Source organism: Senegalimassilia faecalis (assembly GCF_004135645.1).
In the GTDB taxonomy this organism is placed as follows: Bacteria; Actinomycetota; Coriobacteriia; order Coriobacteriales; family Eggerthellaceae; genus Senegalimassilia; species Senegalimassilia faecalis.
Genome location: NZ_SDPW01000001.1, coordinates 1,849,577 through 1,875,161 on the forward strand (window position 1 = coordinate 1,849,577; position 25,585 = coordinate 1,875,161).

The 25,585-nt window shown below is 62.9% G+C and carries 23 protein-coding genes and 1 pseudogene; 14 read left to right on the top strand and 10 right to left on the bottom strand.

The features are described 5' to 3' along the window. The first annotated feature begins 332 nt into the window (after positions 1-332). Positions 333-2,087 carry a helix-turn-helix transcriptional regulator gene (locus ET524_RS07735; protein WP_201738728.1) on the top strand — a complete coding sequence of 585 codons (1,755 nt, stop codon included), beginning with the start codon at positions 333-335 and terminating at the stop codon, positions 2,085-2,087. A gap of 354 nt (positions 2,088-2,441) precedes the next feature. Here ET524_RS07735 and ET524_RS07740 read toward each other — a convergent pair whose 3' ends face one another. From ET524_RS07740 to ET524_RS11960, 4 genes are all read right to left on the bottom strand, one after another. Beyond that, on the bottom strand, positions 2,442-2,765 hold the full coding sequence (locus tag ET524_RS07740; protein ID WP_129424699.1) for a type II toxin-antitoxin system RelE/ParE family toxin: 324 nt from the start codon (positions 2,763-2,765) through the stop codon (positions 2,442-2,444). Further along, positions 2,740-3,015 (bottom strand): type II toxin-antitoxin system prevent-host-death family antitoxin, encoded by a 276-nt coding sequence (locus ET524_RS07745; protein ID WP_129424701.1) that lies wholly within the window; start codon positions 3,013-3,015, stop codon positions 2,740-2,742. The genes ET524_RS07740 and ET524_RS07745 overlap by 26 nt, the downstream gene beginning before the upstream one ends. A 381-nt stretch (positions 3,016-3,396) precedes the next feature. Beyond that, positions 3,397-4,674 (bottom strand): MFS transporter, encoded by a 1,278-nt coding sequence (locus ET524_RS07750; protein ID WP_161566635.1) that lies wholly within the window; start codon positions 4,672-4,674, stop codon positions 3,397-3,399. Between the two features lie 134 nt (positions 4,675-4,808). Further along, positions 4,809-5,840 (bottom strand): epoxyqueuosine reductase QueH, encoded by a 1,032-nt coding sequence (locus ET524_RS11960; protein WP_236648284.1) that lies wholly within the window; start codon positions 5,838-5,840, stop codon positions 4,809-4,811. Positions 5,841-5,965: 125 nt separating this feature from the next. Between ET524_RS11960 and ET524_RS07760 the strand changes: the two genes are divergently transcribed. The 4 genes from ET524_RS07760 (at position 5,966) to ET524_RS07775 (ending at position 11,709) form a co-directional block, all read left to right on the top strand. After that, positions 5,966-6,868, top strand: a complete 903-nt coding sequence (locus ET524_RS07760; protein WP_129424705.1) for an HAD family hydrolase — start codon at positions 5,966-5,968, stop codon at positions 6,866-6,868. Between the two features lie 3 nt (positions 6,869-6,871). Beyond that, complete coding sequence (gene tgt, locus ET524_RS07765; protein ID WP_129424707.1) at positions 6,872-8,017, top strand: tRNA guanosine(34) transglycosylase Tgt; 1,146 nt, start codon at positions 6,872-6,874, stop codon at positions 8,015-8,017. Between the two features lie 601 nt (positions 8,018-8,618). Next, complete coding sequence (locus tag ET524_RS07770) at positions 8,619-10,058, top strand: alanine/glycine:cation symporter family protein (protein WP_129424709.1); 1,440 nt, start codon at positions 8,619-8,621, stop codon at positions 10,056-10,058. Positions 10,059-10,179: 121 nt separating this feature from the next. Then, on the top strand, positions 10,180-11,709 hold the full coding sequence (locus ET524_RS07775; protein WP_201738729.1) for a uracil-xanthine permease family protein: 1,530 nt from the start codon (positions 10,180-10,182) through the stop codon (positions 11,707-11,709). A gap of 68 nt (positions 11,710-11,777) precedes the next feature. Here the strand turns inward: ET524_RS07775 and ET524_RS07780 are convergent, their stop codons facing one another. Next, positions 11,778-12,377: a nucleotidyltransferase family protein gene (locus tag ET524_RS07780; RefSeq protein ID WP_129424711.1), complete on the bottom strand. Its 600-nt coding sequence runs from the start codon at positions 12,375-12,377 to the stop codon at positions 11,778-11,780. A 144-nt stretch (positions 12,378-12,521) separates the two neighbouring features. Between ET524_RS07780 and ET524_RS07785 the strand changes: the two genes are divergently transcribed. The 6 genes from ET524_RS07785 to ET524_RS07810 are packed head-to-tail and all read left to right on the top strand — an operon-like array spanning position 12,522 to position 18,810. Then, positions 12,522-13,292 (top strand): FAD binding domain-containing protein, encoded by a 771-nt coding sequence (locus ET524_RS07785; RefSeq protein WP_201738730.1) that lies wholly within the window; start codon positions 12,522-12,524, stop codon positions 13,290-13,292. Then, positions 13,293-13,928, top strand: a complete 636-nt coding sequence (locus tag ET524_RS07790; RefSeq protein ID WP_129424713.1) for a (2Fe-2S)-binding protein — start codon at positions 13,293-13,295, stop codon at positions 13,926-13,928. Continuing rightward, positions 13,921-16,212, top strand: a complete 2,292-nt coding sequence (locus ET524_RS07795) for a xanthine dehydrogenase family protein molybdopterin-binding subunit (RefSeq protein ID WP_129424715.1) — start codon at positions 13,921-13,923, stop codon at positions 16,210-16,212. The genes ET524_RS07790 and ET524_RS07795 overlap by 8 nt, the downstream gene beginning before the upstream one ends. A 35-nt stretch (positions 16,213-16,247) precedes the next feature. Next, positions 16,248-16,886 carry a selenium cofactor biosynthesis protein YqeC gene (gene yqeC, locus ET524_RS07800; protein WP_201738731.1) on the top strand — a complete coding sequence of 213 codons (639 nt, stop codon included), beginning with the start codon at positions 16,248-16,250 and terminating at the stop codon, positions 16,884-16,886. Next, positions 16,874-17,689 (top strand): selenium-dependent molybdenum cofactor biosynthesis protein YqeB, encoded by an 816-nt coding sequence (gene yqeB, locus ET524_RS07805; protein WP_129424717.1) that lies wholly within the window; start codon positions 16,874-16,876, stop codon positions 17,687-17,689. The genes yqeC and yqeB overlap by 13 nt, the downstream gene beginning before the upstream one ends. A 2-nt stretch (positions 17,690-17,691) precedes the next feature. Then, positions 17,692-18,810: an XdhC family protein gene (locus tag ET524_RS07810; protein WP_161566636.1), complete on the top strand. Its 1,119-nt coding sequence runs from the start codon at positions 17,692-17,694 to the stop codon at positions 18,808-18,810. A 245-nt stretch (positions 18,811-19,055) separates the two neighbouring features. Here the strand turns inward: ET524_RS07810 and ET524_RS11745 are convergent. Beyond that, positions 19,056-19,328 (bottom strand): annotated as a pseudogene (locus ET524_RS11745) (iron-containing alcohol dehydrogenase); the annotation flags it as partial. A 521-nt stretch (positions 19,329-19,849) separates the two neighbouring features. Between ET524_RS11745 and ET524_RS07820 the strand changes: the two are divergent. Continuing rightward, positions 19,850-20,605, top strand: coding sequence for an alpha/beta hydrolase (locus ET524_RS07820; RefSeq protein WP_161566637.1), 756 nt, complete (start codon positions 19,850-19,852; stop codon positions 20,603-20,605). 159 nt (positions 20,606-20,764) lie between these two features. Here the strand turns inward: ET524_RS07820 and ET524_RS07825 are convergent, their stop codons facing one another. Then, positions 20,765-21,235, bottom strand: coding sequence for a LysR family transcriptional regulator substrate-binding protein (locus ET524_RS07825; protein ID WP_161566638.1), 471 nt, complete (start codon positions 21,233-21,235; stop codon positions 20,765-20,767). Between the two features lie 129 nt (positions 21,236-21,364). After that, positions 21,365-21,631, bottom strand: a complete 267-nt coding sequence (locus ET524_RS07830) for a helix-turn-helix domain-containing protein (RefSeq protein ID WP_129424725.1) — start codon at positions 21,629-21,631, stop codon at positions 21,365-21,367. Between the two features lie 330 nt (positions 21,632-21,961). On the opposite strand from ET524_RS07830, the gene ET524_RS07835 reads away from it, so the two are divergent. Next, positions 21,962-22,501: an EamA family transporter gene (locus tag ET524_RS07835; RefSeq protein WP_161566639.1), complete on the top strand. Its 540-nt coding sequence runs from the start codon at positions 21,962-21,964 to the stop codon at positions 22,499-22,501. Continuing rightward, on the top strand, positions 22,502-22,855 hold the full coding sequence (locus ET524_RS07840; RefSeq protein ID WP_129424729.1) for a DMT family transporter: 354 nt from the start codon (positions 22,502-22,504) through the stop codon (positions 22,853-22,855). A 231-nt stretch (positions 22,856-23,086) separates the two neighbouring features. Here the strand turns inward: ET524_RS07840 and ET524_RS07845 are convergent, their stop codons facing one another. Beyond that, positions 23,087-23,908: a PDDEXK family nuclease gene (locus ET524_RS07845; RefSeq protein ID WP_129424731.1), complete on the bottom strand. Its 822-nt coding sequence runs from the start codon at positions 23,906-23,908 to the stop codon at positions 23,087-23,089. 139 nt (positions 23,909-24,047) lie between these two features. Next, complete coding sequence (locus ET524_RS07850; RefSeq protein WP_161566640.1) at positions 24,048-25,214, bottom strand: cellulase family glycosylhydrolase; 1,167 nt, start codon at positions 25,212-25,214, stop codon at positions 24,048-24,050. Positions 25,215-25,585 lie beyond the last annotated feature (371 nt).

Consider the following 25,585-nt stretch of genomic DNA (forward strand, 5'->3'; position numbering starts at 1 on the left):
GAAAGGTGGGTTGGCGATGCGCCGTGCGCCATGATGTATCGAACGCTCAGACGATGGCGTTCGGCTTGTCGCGCCCCCTTGGCGACTGCCCCCTCCGGCATTGGGTTCCCTCAACCCGACGGCTTGAGTATGCCTGCTTTCGCGGGCGCGCACATCATGCATTAGATGAGAAATCGGGCGCGAAACGCGCAAAAGTGCCTATAACACGTTTTGCATGATATTTGCGAAATACCTGGTCAAACGTATATGATGCCTTATTTTCGCGTTTCGTTCGCCATGATGGGTCGATGGTACAATAGTGATGGGGAAATAATTGAGCGTGAGGGGAACGCATGAGGGGAGTTGTAGGCGACCAAGCCTTCGAAGAGGAAGCGCTTGCTCGCGAGGGACACGATATCCGAACATTTTTCAATAGCTGCGTGTGGGGCTTCGGGTTCATTCGCGCGTGGGTGTACCTGATGTTTTTGGGCATGGGCGTCGGTGTGCTTTCGGGTGCGCCTGATTCCGTTTGCCTTGCCGTGTACGTCAGCTCATCGGCGGCGCTGACTGTTACGTTGTTTGCTGGCGGCTTCGTCCCGCATGTCGTCGAGCGAGTGTTGACGCGTCCAGCTGGCCAGGTCGCTTCCATAGCGGCGACGGTTTTGGGCACCATCTGCGCGGTGGGCGCAAGCACTCTGGCCGACGCTCCGCTTGCCTTACTGCTGATAGGCGGCGTGGCAACGGGCGTGGGCTCGGGCCTTATCCATTTGGGATATGGCGAAATCCACCGCAATCGTCCGCCTGCCGATGTGGGCATCGAGATTCCCGTGGCGGTGCTTATCGCCGCCGTGGTGTTCTCTGCCGTGTCGTTTACCCCGTTCGCCGTTCAGCTTGCGGTGACGTCGGCGTTGCCGGTGGCATCGGGGCTGATCATGATGCGCGAAAGCCGCCGTTTCCGTGCGTGCCCGGCGCTGGTGTGGATGGATCACAGCTCGCGGCTGATCATGCCCACGCCGCGCCTGATCGTGCGCGTGGGCGCGTGCGCGCTTGGCATCGGCCTGGCCGATGGTGTTGCCCGCCAGGTGTTCATCTCGCTCACGGGCATTTCCTCGTTCGATTTCTATCACCCTGCCATGCTGACCAGCAGCGTTGTGCTTGCCGTGCTGCTGGTGGGCTTCGAGCTGCTGCGCCGCGACAACACGTTTCGCGGCCTGTACAAGCTCATCACGTTCACCATTGCGGCTTCTATTGCGTTTGTGCCGTCGCTTTCGAACCTGGCGGGGCTGTATTGGCTTGGCCCGCTTATCACGCTTATCGGCTACAACGCATTCAACGCGTTCGTGTGGATTTTGCTGGCCGACCTTACGTACAACTTCCGCTTGTCGGCCGCTGCCACGTTCGGCATCGGGTGGGGCATGCTGACGCTTGGCAGCACCGCTGGGCAGATGCTTGCCGCGCCGCTTGGCTCGACGGTGCCGCTTACGCCGCAGTTGGCAAGCTTTCTTGCGGCGTGCGGCACACTGGTGGTGTTCGCCGTGTGCCTGTTCGTCATGAAAGACGATGACTTGGTGGACATTGTGGACCGGCAGAACATGGTCATGTCCGTTGGCGAAAACATGGCCGATGACGAGGGCGAATGCGGCGAAGACGACGAGGAGGGCGACTCGCATGCGCAAGCCCTTGCGGCAGGAGCGATTATCATTCAGCATCAGATTGGCGTTGCGCGCACCATCGATGAGATTATGGACGATGCAAACATCGACCCAGCTGACATTCCCCACATAGATCCGTTAACGCCTGAAGAGGCGGCAAACGATCCGATTGCGCAAAAGCTTGCACCGCTTGTTGCGGAATCGAAGGAGAACCCGCCCAAAAAGAAGCCGGCCCCGTTTAAAGCTAGGTGTACGAAGCTGGCGCGCGATTGCGGCTTGACGCCGCGCGAAACGGAGATTCTTATCTTGTTTGCGAAAGGGCGTTCGGCGGCGCGCATCCAAGAAGAGCTGGTCATATCGCGCGGCACGGTTACCACACACCTGCAGCACATCTACCGCAAGGTGGACGTGCATTCCAAGCAGGAGCTGCTCGATGTCATCGAGGCGCAAAAGTGAACGCTACGTGGCGGCCTGGGCTCAATCGACGCAGCACCTTGCTCTCGCAGCTTCGCAATGCGATGAGCCCGACATATGATCTGTCCCCTTGTCAGGTCTACGCGCATCGGGCGCGCTGCTTATGAAATCATTTTGTATACACAGGTAAACTTCAGACAGTTTTCAGAGTCGCTCTTTATAAGCAGCCGCAAACAGGAAAGCAAGTTGCGCGCTAGGGTTTCTTCGCGCGCTTTTTGATGTTAGCGTCGCGCTTCGCGCTGCCTTGTTGGGGCGGAGCTTTCGCTCAGCCCTACGAAATCTAGCGGCAAAACCTGACAAGGGGACAGGTTCCGCCGAAACCGATGGGGCCGTCATCTATATCGGCATGCGGGTTAAATCGCGACTGCCGAACAGAAAGCGCCTGACTTCCATCACATCGCCTTCAACAACGTAGAACACCATGTAATTTCCTACTGCGAACCGATAATATGTTTGGGCGCGTGGGCGACTTGAGCGGTAAACCGTGGCTACCGTCAGATTCTGCTGATAGTCAAGAATCTTCGCTTCCACCTGGTCGATGAGATGCTCCGCTGCGGCCATGTTGCCAAGCGTGTTCGCGATATAGGACGCGGCGTCGTTCAGATCGCCCCAGAACAGCGGCAGGTAGTGCAGCTTAAAGGGCTCGGGCGTCTCGTCCATAGGAGAGCCCCTTTCGGATGGAGGAGAACACTTCGTCGTGCGTGTAACGTTGCGTCGTCGTTGCCGCTTGCTTGTCTGCGGCATCGAGCGCATCTTCGACTGACCCGTTGATGTGCTCGAATTGTTCCATCGACATAACCACCATGGATCCGTAACCGTTCTTCGTCAGAAACACCGGGCCGCTTTCGCGCACGTCTTTTTCCACTTCGCCATATTTGTTGCGCAAGTCTGAAATGGGACGAATATTCATGAAGCGCCTCCTCTCAAAATCTTACCCGAATTTTATCATGCCTATGGGCGAAGAGGTCGTTTTGCGTTGGCAAGAATCTTGGATTCCTGTAGCTTCGAGCGACTCGCCAAAGTTTTGCGGCAAGAATAGCGGTTTTCTGTAGCTTGAAATGTCCTTGCAGAACCAATTTTCCGGCTGAAATGGTAAGAATCTGAGGCTTCTGTAACGTTGGAGACGTTTTGGTGGTACAGGAATCGTGGATTCTTGCCAAATGGGGCAGCTAAGCCGCTGCTCGGGAACAGAATTCCCGAATTCTTGCCATAGGCGATCCGCCGTCTTGCCATGTTGCGACGTTGCGTATAAGGGGCGTCGCAACATCCTGTTGTTCGCCCGAGGTCCTGGTTACGCGGCTTCTTTCGCGCGCTTTTCCGTTGCTGCGTACATGCTGATGATGACGGCCGCCGCCACTACCAAAAGCGCCAGCAGGATGGCGTACGACACGAGGTACGTGCCGAACGCTTCGGTCAAAAAGCCTGGTAGGAATGTGAAAATGAAGCCGCCCAGCGCATAGCACACCTGGAAGTTCTTGATGGTGCGCGTTTCCTTGCCGCGCGGCGCCAGCTCGATGGACCACACGGAAATGCCCACGGTGCCCAGCGACATGCCCAGGCCGAACATGAACGCGCCCGCGCCCGCAAGCCCGGTGTTGCCCATGTCCGACAGGCACAAAATGGCGGTGCCGCCGATGTAGAGCGCGAAGAAGGCGATGGACCCGTTGCGCGTGCCGACGCGGTCGAACACCACGCCGCTGGCAAGCTTGGCCACCGTCAGGCACGCGCCGCTGATGGCCACCATGGCGGCGGCGCTTTCGGCGCTGAAGCCTTCGGACGTGAACAGCACGGCCAGGTAGTTGCCGCCGCCCACCGATGCGCAGCCGATGGCCACCATGGCCACCAGCAGAAGCGGCATGGCCTTCGGCGACAGGTTGCGGTTGGCGTGCCGCTTGCGCGCGGGTTTGTCTTCGCCAGCATTGCGGCTGCCGGCGGTTTGGCTGCCTTCGCCAGCTTTGCCCTCGTAGGGTTTCAGCCCCAGGTCACGCGGGTCGTTTCGCAGAAGTGCGAACGTTATGGCACCCAGCACCAGCGCCAGCGCCGCCTCGAACGCGAACGCCGAGGACAGCCCGAACGCGTCGATAAGCGCCACGGCCGAGTTCGGGATGATGACGGCCGCCACACCCGACCCAACGGCCGCCACGCCGGCGACGGTGGCCACGTTCACGCGGAACCAGCGGTTGATAAGCATGGTCGAGGCGATCATGCCGCCCAGCCCGTAGCCAAGCCCCGTGAACACCGACGCGGCGCACAGCCCGGGAAAATTGCCCGTGTTCAGCGAATACAGCAGAAATCCGATGCTCACGAACACCGACGCCAGGCACGCGCCGGCGCGGCAATCGAGCAGGTCGTAGTAGCGCCCGACTACCAGCATGGCCAGCAGCGACACGAACGTGCGCACGGACACGATGATCGACCCGCCCGAGTGCCCCACTCCCGGCAGGTCGACCAGGTACGGCTGATACACGGAAAACGACGTCGACGGCAGGCCGATGTTGGTGAACAGGATAAGAAAGCAGCAAAACGCCACCACCACTTCGTAGTGCTGCTTGATTTTGGCAAACGCCACGTTGATACCACCTTGCGAATCGGGGCCGCGCCCCGGGGATGTTGAACGAAGCCAGCATAGCAGCCGATTGTTACAGCCGGTGAAAACCTGCGGTATTTTCAGATTAGGCGGGCGCGGTCTGTTGCGGCGTTCGGCTATTTCCCCTGTTCGCGTAGAGCTTTGAGGATGGCGCGTTTGCGGGCTTGCTTTTGGTCGTAGGCGGCGCGTTCGGCCTTGTGACGGGCGCGGGCGGCTTGTTCGGCGGCGTGCTCGCTGGCATGGGCCGCGCGTTCGGCGGCCTTCGCTGCGGCGCGCTCGGCCTTGCGTTCGGCTCGTTCGGCGGCGGCTTCCAAGTCGCTGATGCGGCAGCCGCAGAAGTTCTGCCGGTACATGCCTAGCTGGCGGCTTCGGCGCGTGGCCTCGTCGTAGTAGGGGCGGAAGTCCTCGAACACGGGCGCGATCCCCGCGCCCGCTGCGGCGCGCTCGACCTCTTCGCGAATGACGTCGGTATATTGGTAGGGGCTGACCGAAAGCGTGGTGCCGATGCCGTCGAACCCGCGCTCGGCCGCAACGCGCGCCGTCTCTTCCAGGCGCATGCGATAGCACGCGCGGCAGCGGGCTTCGCGTCGCGCGGGGTCCACGGAAAGCACGGCCGCGCGCAAAGGGGCGCTCTCGGCCGGCGCGTTCGAATTGACGTGTTCGCCTGCGGGGGTGGAGTCAGTGAGGCTGGCTTGCGAAGCGTGTTCGGCGCCATTGTTTCCGCCGCACGTGCTTGCGACGGCCGCGGCATGGACATCTGCCTGCGAACGAGCACCTTTTGCAGCGGATGCGGCTTCCAAGTCCGCGCGCTCGTCTTCGCCGCCTTCTTCCGCCTGTGTGCCGGTAACCGATTGCAACCGGCTGCTTGCGGCCGCCCCTGTGCGCTGGCGCTCTACGTCCGCAATGGCCGCGTCCCCGATGCGCCCACACACGTTTTCCCAGCTCGCAGGGTTGTACGGCCCCTCAAGCACATCGAAGCCTTCCGCGCTGGCCCACGCGCGCAGCGTTGCCAGCCGGTGCTGGTATTCCTCGGCGGGGTGGATGTTGGAGTTCGCATAGTAAATGGTGATGTCGTGCCCGGCGGCCTTCAGCAGGCGCGTGGGCTCAAGCGAGCACGGCCCGCAGCACGCATGCAGCAACAGTTTCATTCGAACTCCTTTTTCGATGGGTATTGCGTCGCCGCCGCGGCGCTTCGCCTATACTACCACGCAGGCAATTATGCAACCCACCTGCGGCAAGCCCATTCGGGCAAGCTTGCGGAAAGGCACATCATATGGAGAAAAGAACCTACCGCGCCGTCTTCTTCGACCTTGACGGCACGCTGCTTCCCATGGACGTCGACGCGTTCATGAAGCGCTATTTCGCCGCGCTTGGCGGTTATGTGGCGCGCATGGGCATCGCGCCCGACCAGTTCATGGCCGGCATGAAGCGCGGCATCACCGCCATGGCCACTAACGATACGGGCCATGCGAACGCCGAGTCGTTCTGGCCGGAGTTTTTGGCCGCCATCGACCTGCCCGACGGCGTCATGCCTGAAACGCTCACCGACGCCATCACCGACTTCTACGAGAACGAGTTCGGCAAGCTCGGCGACGACGTGGAGCCGAACCCCGCGGCCGCGCGCGCCATCAACGCGCTTGCCGCCAAAGGTTACCCGCTGGTGCTGGCCACCATGCCCATGTTCCCGCGCCGCGCCGTGGAGTGGCGCCTGACCTGGGCCGGCGTCGATCCGGCGGCCTTCGCGCGCATCACCACGTACGAGAACTCCACGGCCGTCAAGCCCAAGCCGAATTACTATGCGGAAAATCTGGCCGCCGTCGGCGTCGATGGGCGCGATGCGCTGATGGTGGGCAACAACACGAAGGAAGACCTGGCGGCCTGCCAGCTTGGCTGCGATGCGTTTTTGGTCACCGACTTCCTTATCGACCCGGTGGGCTTCGAGGTGTTCAGCGTGCGCCACGGCTCGCTCGAGAAGTTCGCGAACTGGGTGGAAACGCTGCCTGTGTGCGGCGACCCCGCGCAGGGCGTCGGCGATGCGCTTGTGCCCGCTGTCGCTCGCGAGCGCGCGCTTGCGGCCAACGGCATCGAGGACGGCACGGCCGGCGGTGCGAAAACGCTTGAGGAAGCCGGTCGCTCCGGCGGCGCCAGCTTCGTGATCAACGGGATGGAGGACTAGCCCATGGCCCTGTTCGATTGCACCATCGAGGCGCAAAGCGGCCACGCCCGCGCGCTTTCGTACGAGACGGCGCACGGCACGTTCCGCACGCCCATGTTCATGCCCGTGGGCACGTCGGCCACGGTGAAGGGCATCACGGTCGACCAGCTGCACGACCTGCAGTCCCAGGTGGTGCTGGCCAACACGTATCACCTGTCCATGCGCCCGGGCGCCGACCTGGTCGAAGAGGCCGGCGGCGTGCACAAGTTCATGAACTACGACGGCCCCATGCTTACCGACTCGGGCGGGTTCCAGGTGTTTTCCCTGGCCGACACGCTCAAGCTTGACGCCGATGGCCTGACGTTCCGCAGCATCTACGACGGCAGCTACGTGCGCTGGACGCCCGAGTCCAACATGCACATTCAGGAGCAGATCGGCGCCGACATCGCCATGCAGCTGGACCAGTGCACGCCGTACCCGGCCGAGCGCAGCTTCGTGGCCAACGCCGTGGACCTGTCGGCGAACTGGGCGCGCCGCTGCCTGGCCGCGCACAAACGCCCTGATCAGACGCTGTTCGGCATCGTGCAGGGCGGCATGGAGCTTGACCTGCGCATGGAAAGCATCCGCCGCTTGCGGCAGATCGAGGACGAAAGCCTGGCCGCGGGCGGGCGCCGCTTCGGCGGCTTCGGCATCGGCGGCTACTCGGTGGGCGAGGACCACGAGACCATGTTCGAGACGCTCGGCCAGGTGGCGCGCGCCTGCCCCGAGGACCGGCCGCGCTACCTTATGGGCGTGGGCAACCCCACCACGCTCGTGCGCGCCGTGCGCGAGGGCGTCGACATGTTCGACTGCGTGCTGCCCACCCGCACCGCGCGCATGGGCACCGCGTTTTCCAGCACGGGCCGCATGAACATGCGCAACGCGAAATACACGCGCGACTTCACGCCGCTTGACCACAACTGCACGTGCCCGACCTGCCAAAGCTACACGCGCGCCTACCTGCGTCACCTCGTGAAGCAAAACGAGATGCTCGGCGCCATTTTACTGTCGGTGCACAACCTGCACTTCCTGCTCGACCTCATGCGCCGCGCCCGCGAAGCCGTGCTGGCCGACGCCTACGAAGAGTTCTGCCAAGCCTGGATGAACTCCCCAGCCGCCAAAGACTACTAAGCAGCGGGACGACCCCCGAATCCGGCAAGGGGGCAGGTCGTTTGTCGTGGATGAACTTCCCCATGACAAGGGGCATTTGCCAGGTTCGGACCGCCCTCTCTGCATCGTGGCGAAAATCGGGCGTCTTGTCCCAAACTCGCTCGAGTTTGGGCTTGTTAACTCGCGCACGATCCGCATTGAACCTGCATGTTACTGAACTGGGAAAACGCCACACAAGTTTGCCTGGAAGTCATTGCCGTATCGTTAAGTCCCAAACTCGAGCGAGTTTGGGACAAGGCAAGGGAGCAGACGTGACGAGGGCCCCCTACGGAACAAAAATCGCTCATGTATGTGATTTAACTCGATTTGGTGAATTAGCGAGAAGAGCGGCAAGCTTGTGACCTGGGAAAACGCAAGCAGTTGTTGTTGCTTTAGGTGGCGTGGCGCAATTAAATCACATACATGAGCGATTTTTGCGCGCAGCAGGGGGCTTGCCCTTCGAAATGGCACCATTTTTGCCGGATGCCCTGCGCATTGCGTATTTCATAAACCGTTTACAAAATGCCACCGGGTGCAGGGGTACAATGAACCCTCGTTTTACACGGATTTGACGAGGTATTTCATGGATTACATTGAGGTTTTGAACAACATCGACGCCGCCGTTTGGGGTCCGCCGATGATCATCCTGCTTTTGGGCTGCCACATCTACACCACCATCCGCACGCGCGGCATCCAGCGCAAGCTGCCGCTGGCGCTGAAGCTTTCGGTCACGAAGGACAACGGCGCGCAAGGCGACGTCAGCAACTTCGGAGCCATGGCAACATCCTTGGCGTCTACGCTGGGCACCGGCTCCATCGTGGGCGTGGCCACGGCCGTGCTTTCCGGCGGCCCGGGCGCGGTGCTGTGGATGTGGCTGACGGGTATCCTGGGCATGGCCACGAAGTATACGGAAGTGTACGCGGCCATGAAATACCGCGTGAAGGACCGCCAAGGTCACATGATGGGCGGCGCCATGCACGTGTGGGAGCAGCGCTACAAGCGCCCCGACGGTACCGTGCCGTGGTGGGCGAAGTTCATGGCCATCTGGTTCGCCGTCATGGCGTGCCTCACCATCTTCGGAGTCGGATCGGCCGTGCAGACCAGCGCCATCACCTCGGTTGCGCAGGCGAACTTCGGCGTGGAGCCTTGGATCGTCGCCGCAATCGTGTGCGGTAGCGGCCTGCTCATCATCATGGGCGGCTTGGGAACCATCTCCAACATCTGCGAGAAGCTCGTGCCCATCATGGGCGTTGCGTACATCTTGGGCTGCGCCTATATCCTCGTTTGCAATTGGGCGTTCATCGGCGAGTCGTTCATGTTGATCTTCGAATGCGCCTTCACCCCTCGCGCGGCTTTCGGCGGCGCGGTGGGCAGCGGCATCATCGTGGCGCTGCAGTTCGGCTGCGCGCGCGGCCTGTTCTCCAACGAGGCTGGCCTGGGCACGGCCCCGCTCATCAGCGCCGCCGCCGAGTCGAAAAACCCTGCGCGCCAGGCGCTCGTGTCCATGACCGGCCCGTTTTGGTGCACGGTGGTCATCTGCTTCGTGACCGCCTTGGTTATCGTCTCGTCGCTGTGCGCCCACCCCACGCTCATCCAGGATGCCGGCGTCACCAACGGCGCCACGCTCGCCAACGCCGTGTTCGCCACCATCCCCTACGTGGGCGCGCCCATCCTCATGCTGGGCATCCTGTGCTTCGCCTATTCCACCATCATCGGCTGGAGCTACTACGGCGAGCGCGTCACCCTGTACCTGTTCGGCCGCCGCTGGGTGCCGCTTTACCTGGGATTTTATATCTGCATGGGCTTTTTGGGCGGCGTGGGCGTCGGCGACGTGGCCTGGACGGCCACCGACATCGCCAACGCGCTGATGGCGCTGCCGAACATCCTCATGGTGCTCCTGTGCGCCGGCATGGTGGGCAAGGAAACGAAGCACTACGTCTACGACGGCAACATCGACGAAGAACTGCGCGAAGAAATTCACGAGCTGCCCGAGAAAAGCGTGTTCCTGCGCAAGAAGGCATAGCCGCGCAGCGGTGCTGGCGAGTGTTTGTCACCTGCGTGTAAATTGGCCGGGTGTCGCACTGCGCGGGGTCAGTTGGTGGTACCTTTTTGACGTTTTCCTGGTTTTTTCGAGAGAGGTGGAAATGGAAGAGGAAAAGCGCGACGCGGCAGCGCCGGCTTGCGAAGGTGGGTCGGCGCCCGCCCCCAAGGGCGCGTCGGAGCCCCAAAGCAAGCCCGCTACTGCAACCGAGGGGGGCGCGCCCGGCACGGTGAAATCGCTTGGCGTCTTCTCGTTCGAAGGCGATATGCCCTTGTCCCAGGCGGTGCCGCTGGGCTTGCAGCACGTCCTGGCCATGTTCGTGGGCAACTTGACGCCGCTGCTCATCGTGACGGGCGCATGTGGCCTGGCCGGCGCCGAGTTCGCCGACGTGCAGCTGTCGCTGCTGCAGAACGCCATGTGGATTGCCGGCGTGGTCACTCTGGTGCAGCTGTTCGGCATCGGCCCTGTTGGCGGTCGCGTGCCCATCATCATGGGCACGTCGTCGGGCTTCATCGGCGTGTTCAACTCCGTGGCCGCATCGATGGGCGGCGGCCTGGTGGCGTACGGCGCCATCATGGGCGCGTCGCTGATCGGCGGCCTGTTCGAGGCGGTCATCGGCTTTTTCATGCGCCCGCTTCTGCGGTTTTTCCCGCCGGTGGTCACGGGTACCGTGGTGCTGTCGATCGGCCTGAGCCTTATCAGCGTGGGTGTGAACGCGTTCGGCGGCGGCAACACCGCCGTTGACTTCGGCTCGGCCGAGAACCTGTGCCTGGCGCTGGTGGTGCTGGTGGTCATCCTGGCCGTAAAGCACGCGACGAAGGGCTTTCTGAGCGCATCGTCCATTCTGGTCGGCATCATCGTCGGCTACGTGCTGGCCGCCATCATGGGCCTGGTGCTTCCCACCACCGGCATTGGCCCCGACGGCGCCGAATACACGAAGGCATGGGTACTGAACTGGGATAAGGTTGCCGCGGCGTCGTGGTTCGCCATTCCCAATCTTATGCCTGTGGCACCCGTGTTCGACATGCGCGCCATCGCGCCGGTGCTGGTGATGTTCATCGTCACCGCCGTGGAGACCATCGGCGACATCTCCGGCGTCACGCAAGGCGGCATGGACCGCCCGCCGTCGAACAAGGAGCTGTCGGGCGGCGTGGTGTGCGACGGCCTGGGCTCAACGTTTGCCGCTGCGTTCGGCGTGCTGCCGAACACGTCGTTCAGCCAGAACGTCGGCCTGGTGACCATGACGAAGATGGTCAACCGCAAGGCCCTGGCGTGCGGCGCCATCTTCCTGATTTTGTGCGGCCTGTGCCCGAAGCTGGGCGCGCTGATTTCGATCATGCCGCAGTCGGTGCTGGGCGGCGCGGCCGTTATCATGTTCGCGTCCATCGTGGTCAGCGGCATCCAGCTGATCACGCGCGAGCCTTTGACCCCGCGCAACCTGAGCATCGTGTCCGTGGCGCTGGGCCTGGGCTACGGCATCGGCGCGAACCCCGCCATCCTGGCCGGCGCGCCCGAGATGGTCAGCCTCATCTTCGGCGGCTCGGGCATCGTGGCCGCCGCCGCGGTGGGCGTCATCCTGAACATCGTGCTGCCCAAGGACGAGAAAACGTTCCAAAAAGACGCCAGCATCTAGTCGGTGCACGTGCGCGAAGAGTGCGGTGAATGCCCCCGCAAGGTTTATGGCCTTGCGGGGGCATTTTGCTATCTGGCGATGTGATCCTGCAGTTTTCGCAGGTCGTCGGTGGTGTCTATGTCGAAGAGCTCCCAGGGGCTTGCTGCTTCCACGGTTCGTACGCGCTCGGGGTGGGCTTTCGCTACGTAGCCGCCGCCTTTGCCTGGCGGCAGGTGGCGTAGCTCGTCGAAGGCCCAGGTGGGGAACAGCACGGGCGCGCCGGGCTGCCCGCGAAAGCTTGCACGCCAGATGCAGCCGGGGTCGCGCTCGGCGGCGGCAAGCAGCGCGTCGATGGTGCGCGCCGCAACAAGCGGTTGGTCGCCCTGGAAGAACGTGACGGTATCGCAGCAGGTCAGCGCGTCCATGCCCAGCGCCACGGCCTCGTTGCGCAGCGGCAGGTCGTGCACAACGGCCCGCGCACTGGCCTTGCGCGCCAGCTGCGCCACGTCGGCGTGACGCGTCACCACCGCGCGCTCGGCGAAGTGCCCCTCGGTGGCTCGCAGCACGTGTTCTACCAGCGGCATGCCTGCAAGGTTCGCCATCAGCTTGTTGCCGCCGAAGCGCGTGCCCGACCCCGACGCCATGATGATGCATGCGTGCGAAAGCGGCTTGTCGGTAGGCGAGGTCATCGGTGTGCCTTTGCAGATTCGATGGTTGCAGGGTGGCGAAAGCGCCGTTTGGATTCGGGAAATTCGCCGTTCACACTATAATAGGGCCGTTTGTGTAAACCTCAAAGTAATGGGGCGAGTACCATCATCACTTTTCAAAAATATGTGCGCCCGCAAACCGTCGAAGAGGCGTGGGAGCTCAACCAGAAGAAGCGCAACCGCATCGTCGGCGGCATGATGTGGCTGAAGATGGGCAACCATTCCATCGGCACCGCCATCGACTTGTGCGACCTTGGCCTGAACGAAATCGAGGAAACCGCCGACGAGTTCCGCATCGGAGCCATGGTCACGCTGCGCCAGCTTGAGCAGCACGTTGGCCTGGCTGCCTACTCGTGCGGCGCGGTGGCAGCGGCGCTCAAGGACATCGTGGGCGTGCAGTTCCGCAACGGCGCCACGGTGGGCGGCAGCCTCTGGCGGCGCATGGGATTTTCCGACGTGCTCACCGTGTTTCTGGCCATGGACAGCTACGTCGAGCTTCACCAGGCGGGCATCGTGCCGCTTGAGCAGTTCGCGAACATGCGCTACGACAACGACGTGCTTGTGCGCCTGATCGTGCGCAAGCGCCCCGGCGCGTTCGCGTACCGGGCCGTGCGCAAGCAGCGCACCGACCTGCCGTCGCTGAACTGCGCGGCCGGCGTGATCGAAGGCGAATATCGCGTGGCGGTGGGCTCGCGTCCGGCGCGCGCCGTGGTGCTGCGCGACGAGCACGGCTTGCTTGCCGGCGGCGTCACCGAGCAGAGTGCCGCTGCGTTTGCCCAGTTCGCGGTCGAGAACGTTGTGGTGTCCGGCAACATGTGGGGCAGCGCGGAATACCGCCGCGCGCTCGTGCCCGTGCTGGTGCGCCGCGCGCTTTTGGCGCTTGAGGAGGTGTGCTAGATGGAAGTGAAGCTGACGCTGAACGGCCGCAAAGTCGCCGACGACGTGGCCGCCGACATGCTGCTCATCGACTTCGTGCGTGCCCATGGCTGCACCAGCGTGAAGCGCGGGTGCGAGACGTCGGCCTGCGGGCTGTGCACGGTGCTGCTTGACGGCGTGCCCGTGCTGTCGTGCTCCACGCTGGTGGCGCGCGCGGCCGGCCGCAACGTGCAAACGCTGGAAGGCCTGCAGGACGAGGCGTCCGCGTTCGTCGGCTTTATCGCCGACCAGGGCGCCGAGCAGTGCGGCTTTTGCAACCCCGGCTTCGTCATGAACACCATCGCGCTGCTGCGCGAGAACCCCGATCCCACCGACGAGGAGATTCTGGCCTACCTTGCCGGCAACCTGTGCCGCTGCTCGGGCTACGTGGGGCAGTTGTGCGGCATCCGCGCGTTTTTGGACGCGCGAGATTCGGAAGGTGCCGTGGGCGCGGAAGGCGTTGAGGGCGCGGACGGCCTCGGCAACGTTGACGTTGCATCAAGCGCGCAGGACGCGCCCGAGGCTGCGCTTTCACCGAAGGCGTCGGGCGTAGATGGTGCAGCAGCTGCGCCGGCCGCAACGCGCAAAGCGGGCGCGGAAGGGGGCAGCCATGAGTAACCACGCATATTGCCAGGTGGGCAAGTCCGTTCGCAAGAAGGATTCCCTGCAGCTGTTGCTGGGCAAGCCTGTGTACACGGCCGACATCGTGCCCGACGCGCTGGTGGTGAAGCTGCTGCGCAGCCCGCACGCCAACGCCATGGTGAAGGCCATCGATGTGTCGAAGGCGAAGAAGGTCGACGGCGTGGTTGACGTGTTCACCTGGGAAGACGTGCCCACGCAGCGCTTCTCGAACGCCGGGCAAACCTATCCCGAAACAAGCCCCTACGACCGCCTCATCATCGACCGGCACGTGCGCTACGTCGGCGACGTGGTGGCCATCGTGGCCGCCGAAACCGAGCAGGCCGCCGACAAGGCCCTGTCGCGCATCAAGGTCACCTACGACGTGCTGGAGCCGGTGCTCGACTTCACCCGCGCGCTGGACAATCCCGTGGTGGTGCACCCTGAAGACGACTGGAAAATGCTGTGCGACCTGGGCAGCGACAGCAAACGCAACCTCGTGTCCACCACCGGCGACGCCGACGGCGACATTGAGGCCGTGCTGGCCGACTGCGACGTGGTGATCGACCGCACGTACCACACGAAGGCGTTCAACCAGGCTATGATGGAGACGTTCCGCACGTTCACCGAGCTGGACCGCTACGGGCGGCTGCACGTCATCTCGTCCACGCAGATTGTGTTCCACGTGCGCCGCATCCTGTCGCACGCGCTCGGCATCCCGAAAAGCCGCATCCGCGTGGAGAAACCGCGCATCGGCGGCGGGTTCGGCGCGAAGCAGACGGCCGTGTGCGAGATGTACCCCGCGTTCGTCACCATGAAAACGGGCCGCCCGGCCATGTGCGTCTACACGCGCGAAGAGGCGCAAACGTGCGGCTCGCCGCGCCACGAGATGCAGATCCGCGTGCGCCTGGGCGCGAACCGCGACGGCCGCATTCGCGCGCTCGACGTGGACACGCTGTCGAACCAGGGCGCGTACGGCGAGCACGGCTGGGCAACCTCGGGCCTGACCGGCCACAAGTCCATCCCGCTGTACACCGGTTCGCTGGAAGCGTTCAAATTCAAGGCCGACGTGGTGTACACGAACACCGAACCGGCCGGCGCGTACCGCGGGTTCGGCGCCACGCAGGGGCAGTTCGCCGTGGAAACGGCCGTGAACGAGCTGGCCGCGCAGCTGGGAGTGGACCCCATCGCGCTGCGCGAGCGCAACATGGTGCGCGAAGGCATGGCCATGCCCGCGTACTATGGCGAGGTCACAAACGCGTGCGCGCTCGACCGCTGCCTGGCGCGCTGCCGCGAGCTGTTCGATTGGGACGCGAAGTTCCCCGTGCGCGACATGGGAGGCGGCAAGGTGCGCGCCGCCGGCATGGCCATGTCCATGCAGGGCTCGGGCATTTCCGGCGTTGATGTGGGGTCGGTTACCGTGAAGCTCAACGACGACGGCACGTTTATGCTGCTCATCGGCGCGGCCGACATGGGCACGGGCTGCGACACCATCCTTGCGCAGATGGTGGCCGAGCACATGGACTGCTCGGTGGACGATGTCAGCGTGTTCGGCGCCGACACCGACGCGTCGCCGTACGATTCCGGTTCGTACGCGTCGTCGACCACCTACATCACCGGTATGGCCGTGCAGAAGGCGTGCGACAAACTGAAGGGAAACCTGTGCGCCATCGCGGCGAAGGTGCTCGACTGCCCGGCCGACGAGCTGGCGTTCGAAGACGGGCGCGTGGTGCGGCAGGCCACGGGGCAGACGGTGGAGCTTGCCGCCATCGCGCAGAGGAGCCAGTCGTTCTGCGACATCCCCGCCGAGGCCACCGCGTCGCACACGTCCCCGGTGTCGCCGCCGCCGTTCATGGTGGGCATGGTTGAGATCGAGCTTGACCGCGAAACCGGCGTCGTCGAGGTGCTCGACTACGTCAGCGTGGTCGACTGCGGCCTGCCCATCAACCCGGCGCTGGCGCGCATCCAGGCCGAAGGCGGCATCGTGCAGGGCATCGGCCACACGCTGCTCGAGGACGTTACGCGCACGAAAGCCGGCGCCATGCGCGAGTCGAGCTTCTTCACGTACCGTCTGCCCACGCGCCTCGACGTGGGGCGCATCCGCGTGGAATTCGAGCAATCGTGCGAGCCGACGGGCCCGTTCGGCGCGAAATCCATCGGCGAGATCGTCATCAACACGCCGGCGCCCGCGCTTGCGCAGGCCATCTACCGCGCCACGGGCGTGTGGCACCGCGAGCTGCCCATCCTGCCCGAGCACATTTTGCTGGCGAAGGCGGGGCAGTAGGCATTCTTTGCGATCTGTTGCAGATTCGGCCGGGGGTGACGGCCATCATCGGCGGGGGCGGCAAGTCCACGCTGTTGCGTGCGCTGGCCGACGCGCTGGCGCCGCACGCGCGCGTATTGGTGGCCACCAGCACGAAGATGTACGTGCCCGATTGGTGCCCCGTGGTGCTCGACGCGTCGCTTGCGGCCGTTGAACGCGCGTTTGCGGAAAGCCCCGTCGTGTGCGCGGGCTTATTGTGCGAGTTGCCGGGCAAGCTTGCGGCCCCGGGGCTGGCGTGGGAGGCGCTTGCGGGTGCGGCCGATTACGTGCTGGTGGAGGCCGATGGGTCGCGCCATCTGCCGCTGAAGGCGCACGCGGCCCACGAGCCGGTGGTGCCGGCGTGCGCGAGCCGGGTGGTGTGCGTTGCGGGCATCGACGGTGTGGGGGAGCAGGTGTCGCAGGCGTGCCATCGGCCGCAGCTGTTCGCGCAGCTGGCGGGCGTGCCGGTTGAGGCGCCCGTGACGCCCGAGGCGCTGGCCGCGGTGCTTGGCGCAGAAGGCCTGCACGACATTCTGTATATCAACAAGGTCGAAAGCGCCGAAGCGTGGCGGCAGGCTGAGCGTGTGGCGCAGCTGGCGGCCACGCCCGTGGTGGCGGGAAGCTTGCGAAGGGGTGAGTTTGCGTGCTTGCGGTGATCAGGGGCGCGGGTGACATTGCCAGCGCCATCGCGCTGCGTCTGCACCGCTGCGGCATGCGTGTGGTCATGACCGAGATCGCGCAGCCCTTGACGGTGCGCCGCACTGTGGCGTTCAGCGAGGCCGTGCGGCTGGGCGAGGCCCAGGTCGAAGGCGTGCGCGCTGTGCGCGTTGCTAATGCCGGCGAAGCGGCAGCCGTACTGGCAGCTGGGCAGGACGTTCCCGTGCTGGTCGACCCTGCGTGCACATGCGTACGCGAGCTTGCGCCCGACGTGGTGGTGGACGCCATCCTGGCGAAGCGCAACGTGGGCACGCGCCGCGACATGGCGCCTGTTGTGGTGGGCGTGGGGCCGGGTTTCACGGCGGGCGTCGATTGCCATGCGGTGGTGGAAACCATGCGCGGGCACACGCTTGGCCGTGTGTATTACGAAGGGTCCGCCCTTGCGAACACGGCCGTTCCCGGGCTTATCGGCGGGTTCGCCGGCGAGCGTGTTTTGCGTGCTCCGTGCGATGGCGTGTTCTACGGGGCGTGCGCTATTGGCGATCACGTGGAGCAGGGGCAGGCGGTGGCCTTCGTGGACGGCCAGCCGGTTGTGGCCATGCTAACGGGCGTGCTGCGCGGCCTTGTTGCCGACGGCGTGCCGGTTTCGCGCGGTCTGAAGTGCGGAGACGTTGATCCGCGCGACGATGCCAGCTATTGTGCGTTGGTCTCCGACAAGGGACTGGCCGTGGCGGGTGGCGTGCTGGAAGCGATTTTGCACGTAAGCGGCGCACTGTCAGGCGGCGAAAGGCGGGAAGGTTGAGCATGCGAGAAATCGCGGAATGCATGGCGGCCGCGTTGGCCGACGGGCGCGATGTGGTGCTGGTTACCATTGCGGGCGGCAAGGGCTCGGCGCCGCGGCATGCGGGCTCGCAGATGCTGGTGGATGCGGAAGGCCTTGCGTGCGGCACCATCGGCGGCGGCGCGCTGGAAGCCCACGCGATTGCCCAGGCACGCGCGTTGCTGGGCAGCGGCCACGGGCGCTTCGAACAGCTTGATCTTGTGGCTGACCTGGGCATGGCGTGCGGCGGGAGTGCAAGCTTGCTGTACACGGCCGTGCGCGGCGGCGATGCGCGCTGGGCGCAGCTAGCCGCCGCCATCATTCGCTGTTTGGACGAGCGCACGCCGGCAACTTTGCTGCTGCGTTGCCCCGAAGGCCAGCAGCTGTTCGAAGCTGCGGCGGCGCTGGTTGACGGCGATGGCAAGGTGCTTGCGGGAGATTGCGGCGCGGTGCTGGCCGATGCGACTGAAACTGCTGGTGCTGGTGGATTTGCCAGTTTGGGCAACGGTTCTGACGCCGTAGATGATGACGGCGCAGCCGGCCGGGCTGCGGTTTGTGATGCGACGCCGTTGCATTCTGTGGGCGCCGCGGCCTCGCGCTTCGATGGAGCTTGGCTTGCTCTTCCGCTTGAAATGCCTGTGCGCGCTGTGGTCTTCGGCGGGGGCCACGTGGGGCGCGCCACCGTGGCGGCGCTTGCGCGCGTGGGGTTCGCCTGCACGCTGTTCGACAGCCGCCCGGAGTTTGCTTGCCCGGAAGATTTCCCCGACGCCCGCGAAGTGCTGTGCGGCGATTTCGGCAGCATCGCCGCGTCCATATCGCTTGACGAGCGCGATTTCATTCTCATTATGACGCCTGGTCACAACTCTGATTTCGCCGTGCTTGAACAGGTGCTTCGTCAGCCGCACGCCTACGTGGGCCTTATCGGCTCGCGCCGCAAGATTGCCGCCGCGCGCCAGCAGATGCTTGCGGCGGGCATCCCGCAGGCAGACATCGACGCCGTGCACATGCCCATCGGCCTCGCCATCGGTGCGGAAACCCCCGAAGAAATCGCTATCAGCATTACCGCCGAATGCATCCAAGCCCGAGCAGCATTGCGCCGGTAAAACCTGACATAAGCTGACAAGGGGACAGGTCGTTTGCCAGGTTGAATGCGAAAGGCCTTGCGGTTCGATGGGAACTGCGAGGCCTTCGTTATTGTGGTTGCCTTGCGGGCGGGTTCCTTACAGGCAAGCCCCTGGCCGTGGTTGCAATCGGTGAACGCGCCCAGCCGGTGCTCGATCTGGTGCGCCCGGAAGTCGGTGATGCGGCCGAGCTTCAAGATGCCGTTCTCGGCCATGGCGGAGTCCCACATCAGGTTGCCGCGCGCCTGCACGGCAACAACCTTGCAGCAGTCGATGACCGAGCCGCCGCCCACGGCCAGGATGTCGGTGACGCCGTGCTCGCGCGCCAGCGCTGCGCCTTCCTGGACCTTGGCGTACGTGGGGTTCGGCATGATGCCGCCAAAGTCCACGACGGTTTTGCCGGCGGCTTCCAGCTGGCCGCGCACCTGGTCGTACGGGCCGCTGCGCTTGATGGGACCGCTGTCGAACGCCAGTATCACCACGTCGCCCATGCGGGCAATCTCGGCGTCAAGCGCCTACGCGGTCGTGCCCTCGCCGAAGTGGACGCGGAGGGGGGTACGAGTAATCGAGCGGAATCATATGCATCTCCTTGTGATGTTGCGTGTGGTTGCGTCGGCCGCGTGCGGCGGCTTGGCGCTGAGGGCCCGCAGCCGCGATTCGCGGTGCGCCGATCCCTTGCTTGTGGCCCTAGCGTAGCTACCGGTAGTAACAACCGGTCAAGCGTCAGAGCAAGCGAATTCACCAGCATCACGTTTTTTCTACTACCCACATCTGCCAATCGGACCACCCACTTTGTAGGTGCGAGCGAAAGCTCGTGCCCAAATCGCAAGCGCCGAAGGCGCGCCACCAATTTCCTCCTCCCGCAAACAACGCCATGCTTCCGCGTGCGTGGGCTGTCGGTGTCTTTTCAGCTTCGGCGCATTTCGCAATCTCGCAATGGGATATCGTGCTTGTCGGTCAATGGTAGAAATAACTAATCGAATGGCAATGCAGGGGATTGCGAAAGGCGAAGGGGATGGCTGTGGCGAAGGATTCGAAAAACGGGCGCGCGTGGCCGCGGCGCGCTGCGATTGCGCTTGTCGCGGCGATCGCGCTGTGCGCGGTCGGCTTCGGCGTTTACGTAAGCGACTACTATCACGCGGGCTCGGACGCGCAGTCGCTTGTTGCTGCCGGCGAAGATTCCGCGGGCGCGCGCATCACAGACAATGGCTCATCTATCGCGGTGGGCGATCCCGCTTCCGAATACGGCGTGGTGCTGTACCCGGGCGCGAAGGTGGCCGCGCAGGCCTACGTGCCGCTGGCGTGCCAGCTTGCCGACCGCGGCGTGTACTGCGTTATCGCGAACATGCCGTTTAACCTGGCGTTTTTCGGCATTGATTCCGCGAATGCGCTTATGGCCGCCGCCCCGCAGGTTCAGCATTGGTGGCTTGCGGGCCACTCGCTTGGCGGCGCGATGGGCGCACAGTACGCTGCCGGCAACGCCGACAAGCTCGAAGGCGTCGCTTTCCTGGGCGCTTATGCCGCCAGCGATTTGTCGACCACGAACCTCAAAGCGCTGGTGATATACGGCAATGCCGATGGCGTGCTCAATCGCGGTAAGCTGGCTACGAACGAGACGAATCTTCCCGCGGGCGCGCAAACGCTCGTCATCGAGGGCGGCAACCACGCCGGTTTCGCCGACTACGGCCCGCAAGCAGGCGACGGCGAAGCAAGCATTTCGCCAACCCAACAACAATCTCAAACCGCCGCAGCCATCGCAAACGCCATGCGGGCATAAGCGGCATTGAGTATCGGGTAGGGGCGGAATTCGCCACACGAAGGCGGACTTTGGGAACGAGCTGCCCTCCTTTTCGGGGGCGAATTTCGCTTTCCGACGCTTTTATCTCAGCGCGAAATGCTCGCCGTCGCTTATGCTGGTAACAATGGCACAAGCCACCTATAATCCCAGGTCATTCACCGTTTGCTTTGTGCAGGTTATGAACTCTTGCGTTGCCAGCGATGCGTGGGCAAGCGAGGGCACGGCGATGCCCAGCTCCACGAAGCGCGGTGGGTTGAACGGCAATTCCACCACGCTGCCGTGCCAGTTTTGCGCCATCAGCTTGTTGTTGATACTGATGCCCAGACCCGCTTCCACCATGCAATACGAGGTGTAGCTGCTGGTGGTGGTGCAGCGCACGTCGGGGTGCAGTCCTTCGGCGGCCAGCAGCTGCGAGGTGTCGGTGTTTTGATGCGGGCTTGTTTCCACGAATGGGACGCCTTCTAGCTCGCGCAGGGGGAAGGCGGCGTCGTGCGCGCGCGGGTGGTCGGCGGGCAGCCATACCACCAGCGGGTCTTGCCGCAGGGGAATCCAGTCGCCGCGAAACGGCCGCTTCGCGAAGATGGCGCAGTCGATGGTGTGCTGCTCCACCCAGCTGCTCGTTGCCCGCTTCCATGGTGCGCATGCGCACGCCAGGGTGGCTGCTTTGGAAGGCGCGAAGGATGTTGGGAAGCCACGTTGCGGCGGTGCTCGAGTAGGAAGCTACGGAAATCTCGCCTTCTAGCAGGCCTTTGCAGCGGCGGCTTGCTGCCGGGCGCGTTCGGCGGTGAGCGCAAGTTCGCGCAGGAACGGTTCAAGTGCCACTCCGTCCGACGTTAACGCCACGCCGCGCGAGGTGCGCGCGATAAGCGTTATGCCCAACTCGGCCTCAAGCGCGTTGACCATGCGCGTGATACCCGATGCAGTGTAGCCAAGTTGCTGCGCCGCGGCGGACATGCTGCCCAACTCCACGGCAGTCACCAGCGCGCGACATTTCTCGCTATCCATGAGCGGTCTTCCTCCTAGGGTTTTGCCGGTAAATATCCCGGCCGTTCGTTGCGGGGCGAAAGTTTTTGCGGGCGCGTATGCGGAAGCGAGCGATTACTTGCACCCTCGAGGCTATGGCGTGCGTGAATGCCTCTTGCAAAATGCGCGGCGCGCGTTCTCCGTGCAATGCAAACGCTCTTCGCGCTTCCTCAGCGGCGCGCGCACCCATTTGCTATGATGTAACGTCATAACCATATTACCAATCATTCGCTTCTGTCATAGCGAATGATTTCGTACCCTTGTCCTGGTTTACCCGTCAAAGAGAGTTTCGAAGCACGGAAAGGGGCAATCATGACGCACATGCAAGCATCAGTGTTGATGGTATTGGTGGTGCTTGCGCGCAGCATCGCGTATCTGTTCTCGAAAACGCTGCTGGGCGAGGTGGCGCCATTGTGCCTGCTGGCGCTGCGTTTCGGGCTTGCATTCGCGTTGCTAGCTATCATGTTTCGCAAGCAGCTTCTGGCGGCGTCGCGTGCAGAGCTTGCGCGCGGCCTAGGCCTCGGTGGGCTGTTGGCGGCGCTCATGTTCTGTGAGATGCTGGCGCTGAAAATCGCGGATATCACGGTGGTTTCATTCATCGAGAACACGGCGGTGGTGCTTGTCCCGCTTGCGGCGGCCGCGCTATTCGGCGTGAAGCTTCGTGCGTCCTCGATGTGCTGCGCGCTTGTGGCACTTGGTGGCGTGGCGCTGCTGACCGTGTGTGGCACGCATGCCAGTATCGGCGCAGGAGACGGGTTCGCCATGGCTGCTGCGGTGCTGTATGCGCTGTTCATCGTAGTGACGGCGCGGTTCTCGCGTGCGTGCGACCCCATCGTGCTCGGCGTGGCTTAAATGGCCGGCGCGTTCGCGGTATGCGCAGTGGCCACGTTCGCGCTGGAAACCCCGTCGCTGCCGCAAAGCGCCACAGGATGGGGCTGCCTGGCTGTGCTGGTGCTGGTGCTGGTGTGCAGCGTGTTCGGTTTCACGTTTCAGCCGGTGGCGCAAAAGTACATCAGCGCAGTTCAGGCGGGCATGACGTGTGCAACGAACCCGGCATGTGCCTCGGTAGTTGGCGTACTGGTTCTCGGTGAACATCTGACTCCGCTCGGTTGGTGTGGTGCCGCGCTCGTGCTAACGGCGCTGATCATCTCAACGTTGCTGGGCAACAAGGCGCGTGAAGGTAACTCGGCGAAGGCCGCTGAGTGATATTTGCTCGGTTTTTCGGTGGTGGATTTTACGAAGGTGGTAGCGCGTCGAAAATGCATTGTCGTTTAAATGAAAGACTATCGTTTAAGGGAAGCGCCGACAAAAAGTAAACGCTGTTGTGCGCGGTGTCCTTGCTTTCTTTGGCTTCGGATTCGGCTCGATTTCGACATTTTTCGGCTTCGTACAAAAAGAAATATGGCAGTGTCAATTAGCGCTGCTTCACTCCCGCATCTATCTGCTGAAGGTCCTAGAGAGAATGTCATCGAGGTTTCGTACATCCTTGTCTTCTATCGAAAGAAGCTGGTAGCCATTTGATTGATAGAAATGAATCTTGCGCTCTTTTCGCTGAAGATATTCCTGGGTGCCTAGTCCCCATATTTCGATAAATAGCTGGCGAGACGGAATGAAGAAGTCGCTGCAATAATTCGTGCTATCAGAGCTTGAGAAGACCGCTTTTTCGTAAGCGTGGCAAATTCTGTGACTGAATAGCCAATTGTCAACGAGCATCTCGTTTTTCGAGCGGACGTAATGTCCATCTTCGCATCGGTACTGAGCTGGCCATTTTAGCCTGAAATCAACGAGTTCATCGCTTTGCTCGAAAGCTGCTGCGGAGTGATCATTTGCAGGGGAATTACACGTAGCGGTCGTTTTAATACCGCCGGTAGCGCTTTTGAGAGATAGAAGCCAGACTGCGTAGAAAACCGAAATAGCAGTTGATTTTTGAGTTGCTCCTAGTGACTGCATGCGGTCTGCGATTCGATGATAGGCGGTAAATTTGAAGTAGACTTGCGCATCGCGCATTGCTTGGTTCAGGGTTTGTTTGAATCGCTGAATCTCCGGACTTCTATATCCCGAGAACATTCCGTTCGAATCTTTTCCTGTGCTGATTGAGCGCACAAGGTTCATGAAATCCTGCGCGGATAATAACTCATTTAAGTCTTGCTTGAAATTCTGAATGAACTGTTCGTGAGAGTAGAGCTCTCTGGTGCATATGGCTAGCTTCTCTTCTCGAGACATACTGTTGGTAGAGCGGGATTTGTTAGAGGCGTTCATTCGAACCTCCTTAAACGGAAAATGGTGATGATTTCAATAGTATAATTCATTGCGACCGTGAAATACGCCGTCGATGTGGGGTGGGCTCAGCGGCAGATTTGGTGCTGCTTAGGTTGCGTGTTGCGGAAATGACGGGTGTCTAACCCGTTATGGGGCCGGAGCTTGGTATGGCGTTGCCGCTTAGGATGAAGCCGATGTCTTGGGCGGTGGCTTGCGGGGCAAGCGTGCCGTTGTAGCTGACGGAATCCAGCGTTAGCTCGGTGCCGTCGACGGAAACGGTTGCATTCCAAGAATCGCTGATGGTAACGGTTCCGCTTAGCGGCAGTCGCACGTTCCAGCTGGTCACGGCGCTATCGCCCTTATTCGTGACGGTGATTACATAGCGGAAGAACTTTTGACCGTCGGCTTCCCACCGGTCGGCCACCGTGGCGGTCCAGTCGAACGTGCCGGTGCTGCTGTGCAACACATCGCCGGCCGCGGCAGAACCCGAATCGTTTGCGGAAGCGGCTGACCCCGCTGTCGTGTTTGCCGTGCCAGCTGCCGCGCCTGTTGCGCTTGCGGCGCTTTCGCCTTCGCTATGAAGCACGTCCCACAGCCAGGTGCCTTCTTCGGACAGGTCGTCGGCGGTGAAGCCCGACGTTTTGCCGCACGTGCTTTTGAACAGCGCCGATGCCTCGTCTTCGTTCGAAAGGTTCCAGCAGGTGTGGCTGACGCCCAAATCGTTCATGGTTGCTACCCAGGCATCGGCCGACGCGCAGTCGATGGTGCCGTTGCCGCTGGCGTCGCAGATGCCGAATTCGCTGACGAACACGGGAAGCCCAGCGCGCACCGCCGCTGCCATGCCGTCGCGCACCAGGTTGTACAGCTCGTCGCGGCCGCCGCCTTCGCACCAGCCGCCGTTTTCGGCGGTGTACAGAGCCAGGCGCACCACGTTCGCGTTCCAATCGCGGCGCAGCTCGGTGAAGAAGGCGGGGTTGACGTAGCCCGGGTACCACGCAAGGCCGTGCGTGGACGCCCCGCGCAGCTGCACGGGATTGCCGGCCTGGTCGCACAGCTGCGTGCCCACCACCTGCAGCGCTTCGGCGCTCGACGGCGTGGCAACGCCGCCTGCGGCTGGGGAGGGCGCTTCGTCCTCGGCGCCGTCGCCCTCGACAGGCGCGGCCTGCTGTGCGACCGTTTCCGGTTGCGCAGCGGGTTCGGCCGCCGTCTGGGCGCACCCGGCCAAACACCCGGCAACAAGAAGCGCCGCCGCCACCAGCGCGGCGTGAACAACATCCCAAAAGCGGCTTCTCGTCAGCAAATTCATGCGCAACCTCCTGTTTCCCTTCCCGTCATCAGAGCGTGCAGACGGATGGGATGTCGATGCGGACTGGCTTGTTCGGAGGTATTCGGCCGTTTCCACGTTCGCTTTGGCAAGAATTCTCTTGTTCTGTATCTTGTCGGCAAGTTCGGTCGTTGTTTGGCAACAATCCGATGTTTCTGTAGCCCGATCCTTCAAAGTCATCGCCAGGGTAATCGAAACCTGACAATGGGACAAAGGGACAGTCCCTTTGTCCCACTTTCGGGCGGCGGCCTTTCTGCGCTCGCCTCGTTCGCCCCGACCTTCGGCTGCGTCCACCCGGCCCTCCGCCGCCTGCCCGCTTTATCGAAAAGCCGCTGCAAGGCTATCTTGATGGG

Coding starts and splice junctions, on each gene's coding strand:
- ET524_RS07780 (WP_129424711.1), bottom strand. CDS start 12,377: ATGACCTCGCCTACCGACAAGCCGCTTTCGCACGCATGCATCATCATG.
- ET524_RS07830 (WP_129424725.1), bottom strand. CDS start 21,631: ATGGATAGCGAGAAATGTCGCGCGCTGGTGACTGCCGTGGAGTTGGGC.
- ET524_RS07740 (WP_129424699.1), bottom strand. CDS start 2,765: ATGGACGAGACGCCCGAGCCCTTTAAGCTGCACTACCTGCCGCTGTTC.
- ET524_RS07775 (WP_201738729.1), top strand. CDS start 10,180: ATGGAAGAGGAAAAGCGCGACGCGGCAGCGCCGGCTTGCGAAGGTGGG.
- ET524_RS07790 (WP_129424713.1), top strand. CDS start 13,293: ATGGAAGTGAAGCTGACGCTGAACGGCCGCAAAGTCGCCGACGACGTG.
- ET524_RS07810 (WP_161566636.1), top strand. CDS start 17,692: ATGCGAGAAATCGCGGAATGCATGGCGGCCGCGTTGGCCGACGGGCGC.
- ET524_RS07745 (WP_129424701.1), bottom strand. CDS start 3,015: ATGAATATTCGTCCCATTTCAGACTTGCGCAACAAATATGGCGAAGTG.
- ET524_RS07770 (WP_129424709.1), top strand. CDS start 8,619: ATGGATTACATTGAGGTTTTGAACAACATCGACGCCGCCGTTTGGGGT.
- ET524_RS07850 (WP_161566640.1), bottom strand. CDS start 25,214: ATGAATTTGCTGACGAGAAGCCGCTTTTGGGATGTTGTTCACGCCGCG.
- ET524_RS07735 (WP_201738728.1), top strand. CDS start 333: ATGAGGGGAGTTGTAGGCGACCAAGCCTTCGAAGAGGAAGCGCTTGCT.
- ET524_RS07835 (WP_161566639.1), top strand. CDS start 21,962: ATGACGCACATGCAAGCATCAGTGTTGATGGTATTGGTGGTGCTTGCG.
- ET524_RS07840 (WP_129424729.1), top strand. CDS start 22,502: ATGGCCGGCGCGTTCGCGGTATGCGCAGTGGCCACGTTCGCGCTGGAA.
- ET524_RS07795 (WP_129424715.1), top strand. CDS start 13,921: ATGAGTAACCACGCATATTGCCAGGTGGGCAAGTCCGTTCGCAAGAAG.
- ET524_RS07760 (WP_129424705.1), top strand. CDS start 5,966: ATGGAGAAAAGAACCTACCGCGCCGTCTTCTTCGACCTTGACGGCACG.
- ET524_RS11960 (WP_236648284.1), bottom strand. CDS start 5,840: ATGAAACTGTTGCTGCATGCGTGCTGCGGGCCGTGCTCGCTTGAGCCC.
- tgt (WP_129424707.1), top strand. CDS start 6,872: ATGGCCCTGTTCGATTGCACCATCGAGGCGCAAAGCGGCCACGCCCGC.
- ET524_RS07845 (WP_129424731.1), bottom strand. CDS start 23,908: ATGAACGCCTCTAACAAATCCCGCTCTACCAACAGTATGTCTCGAGAA.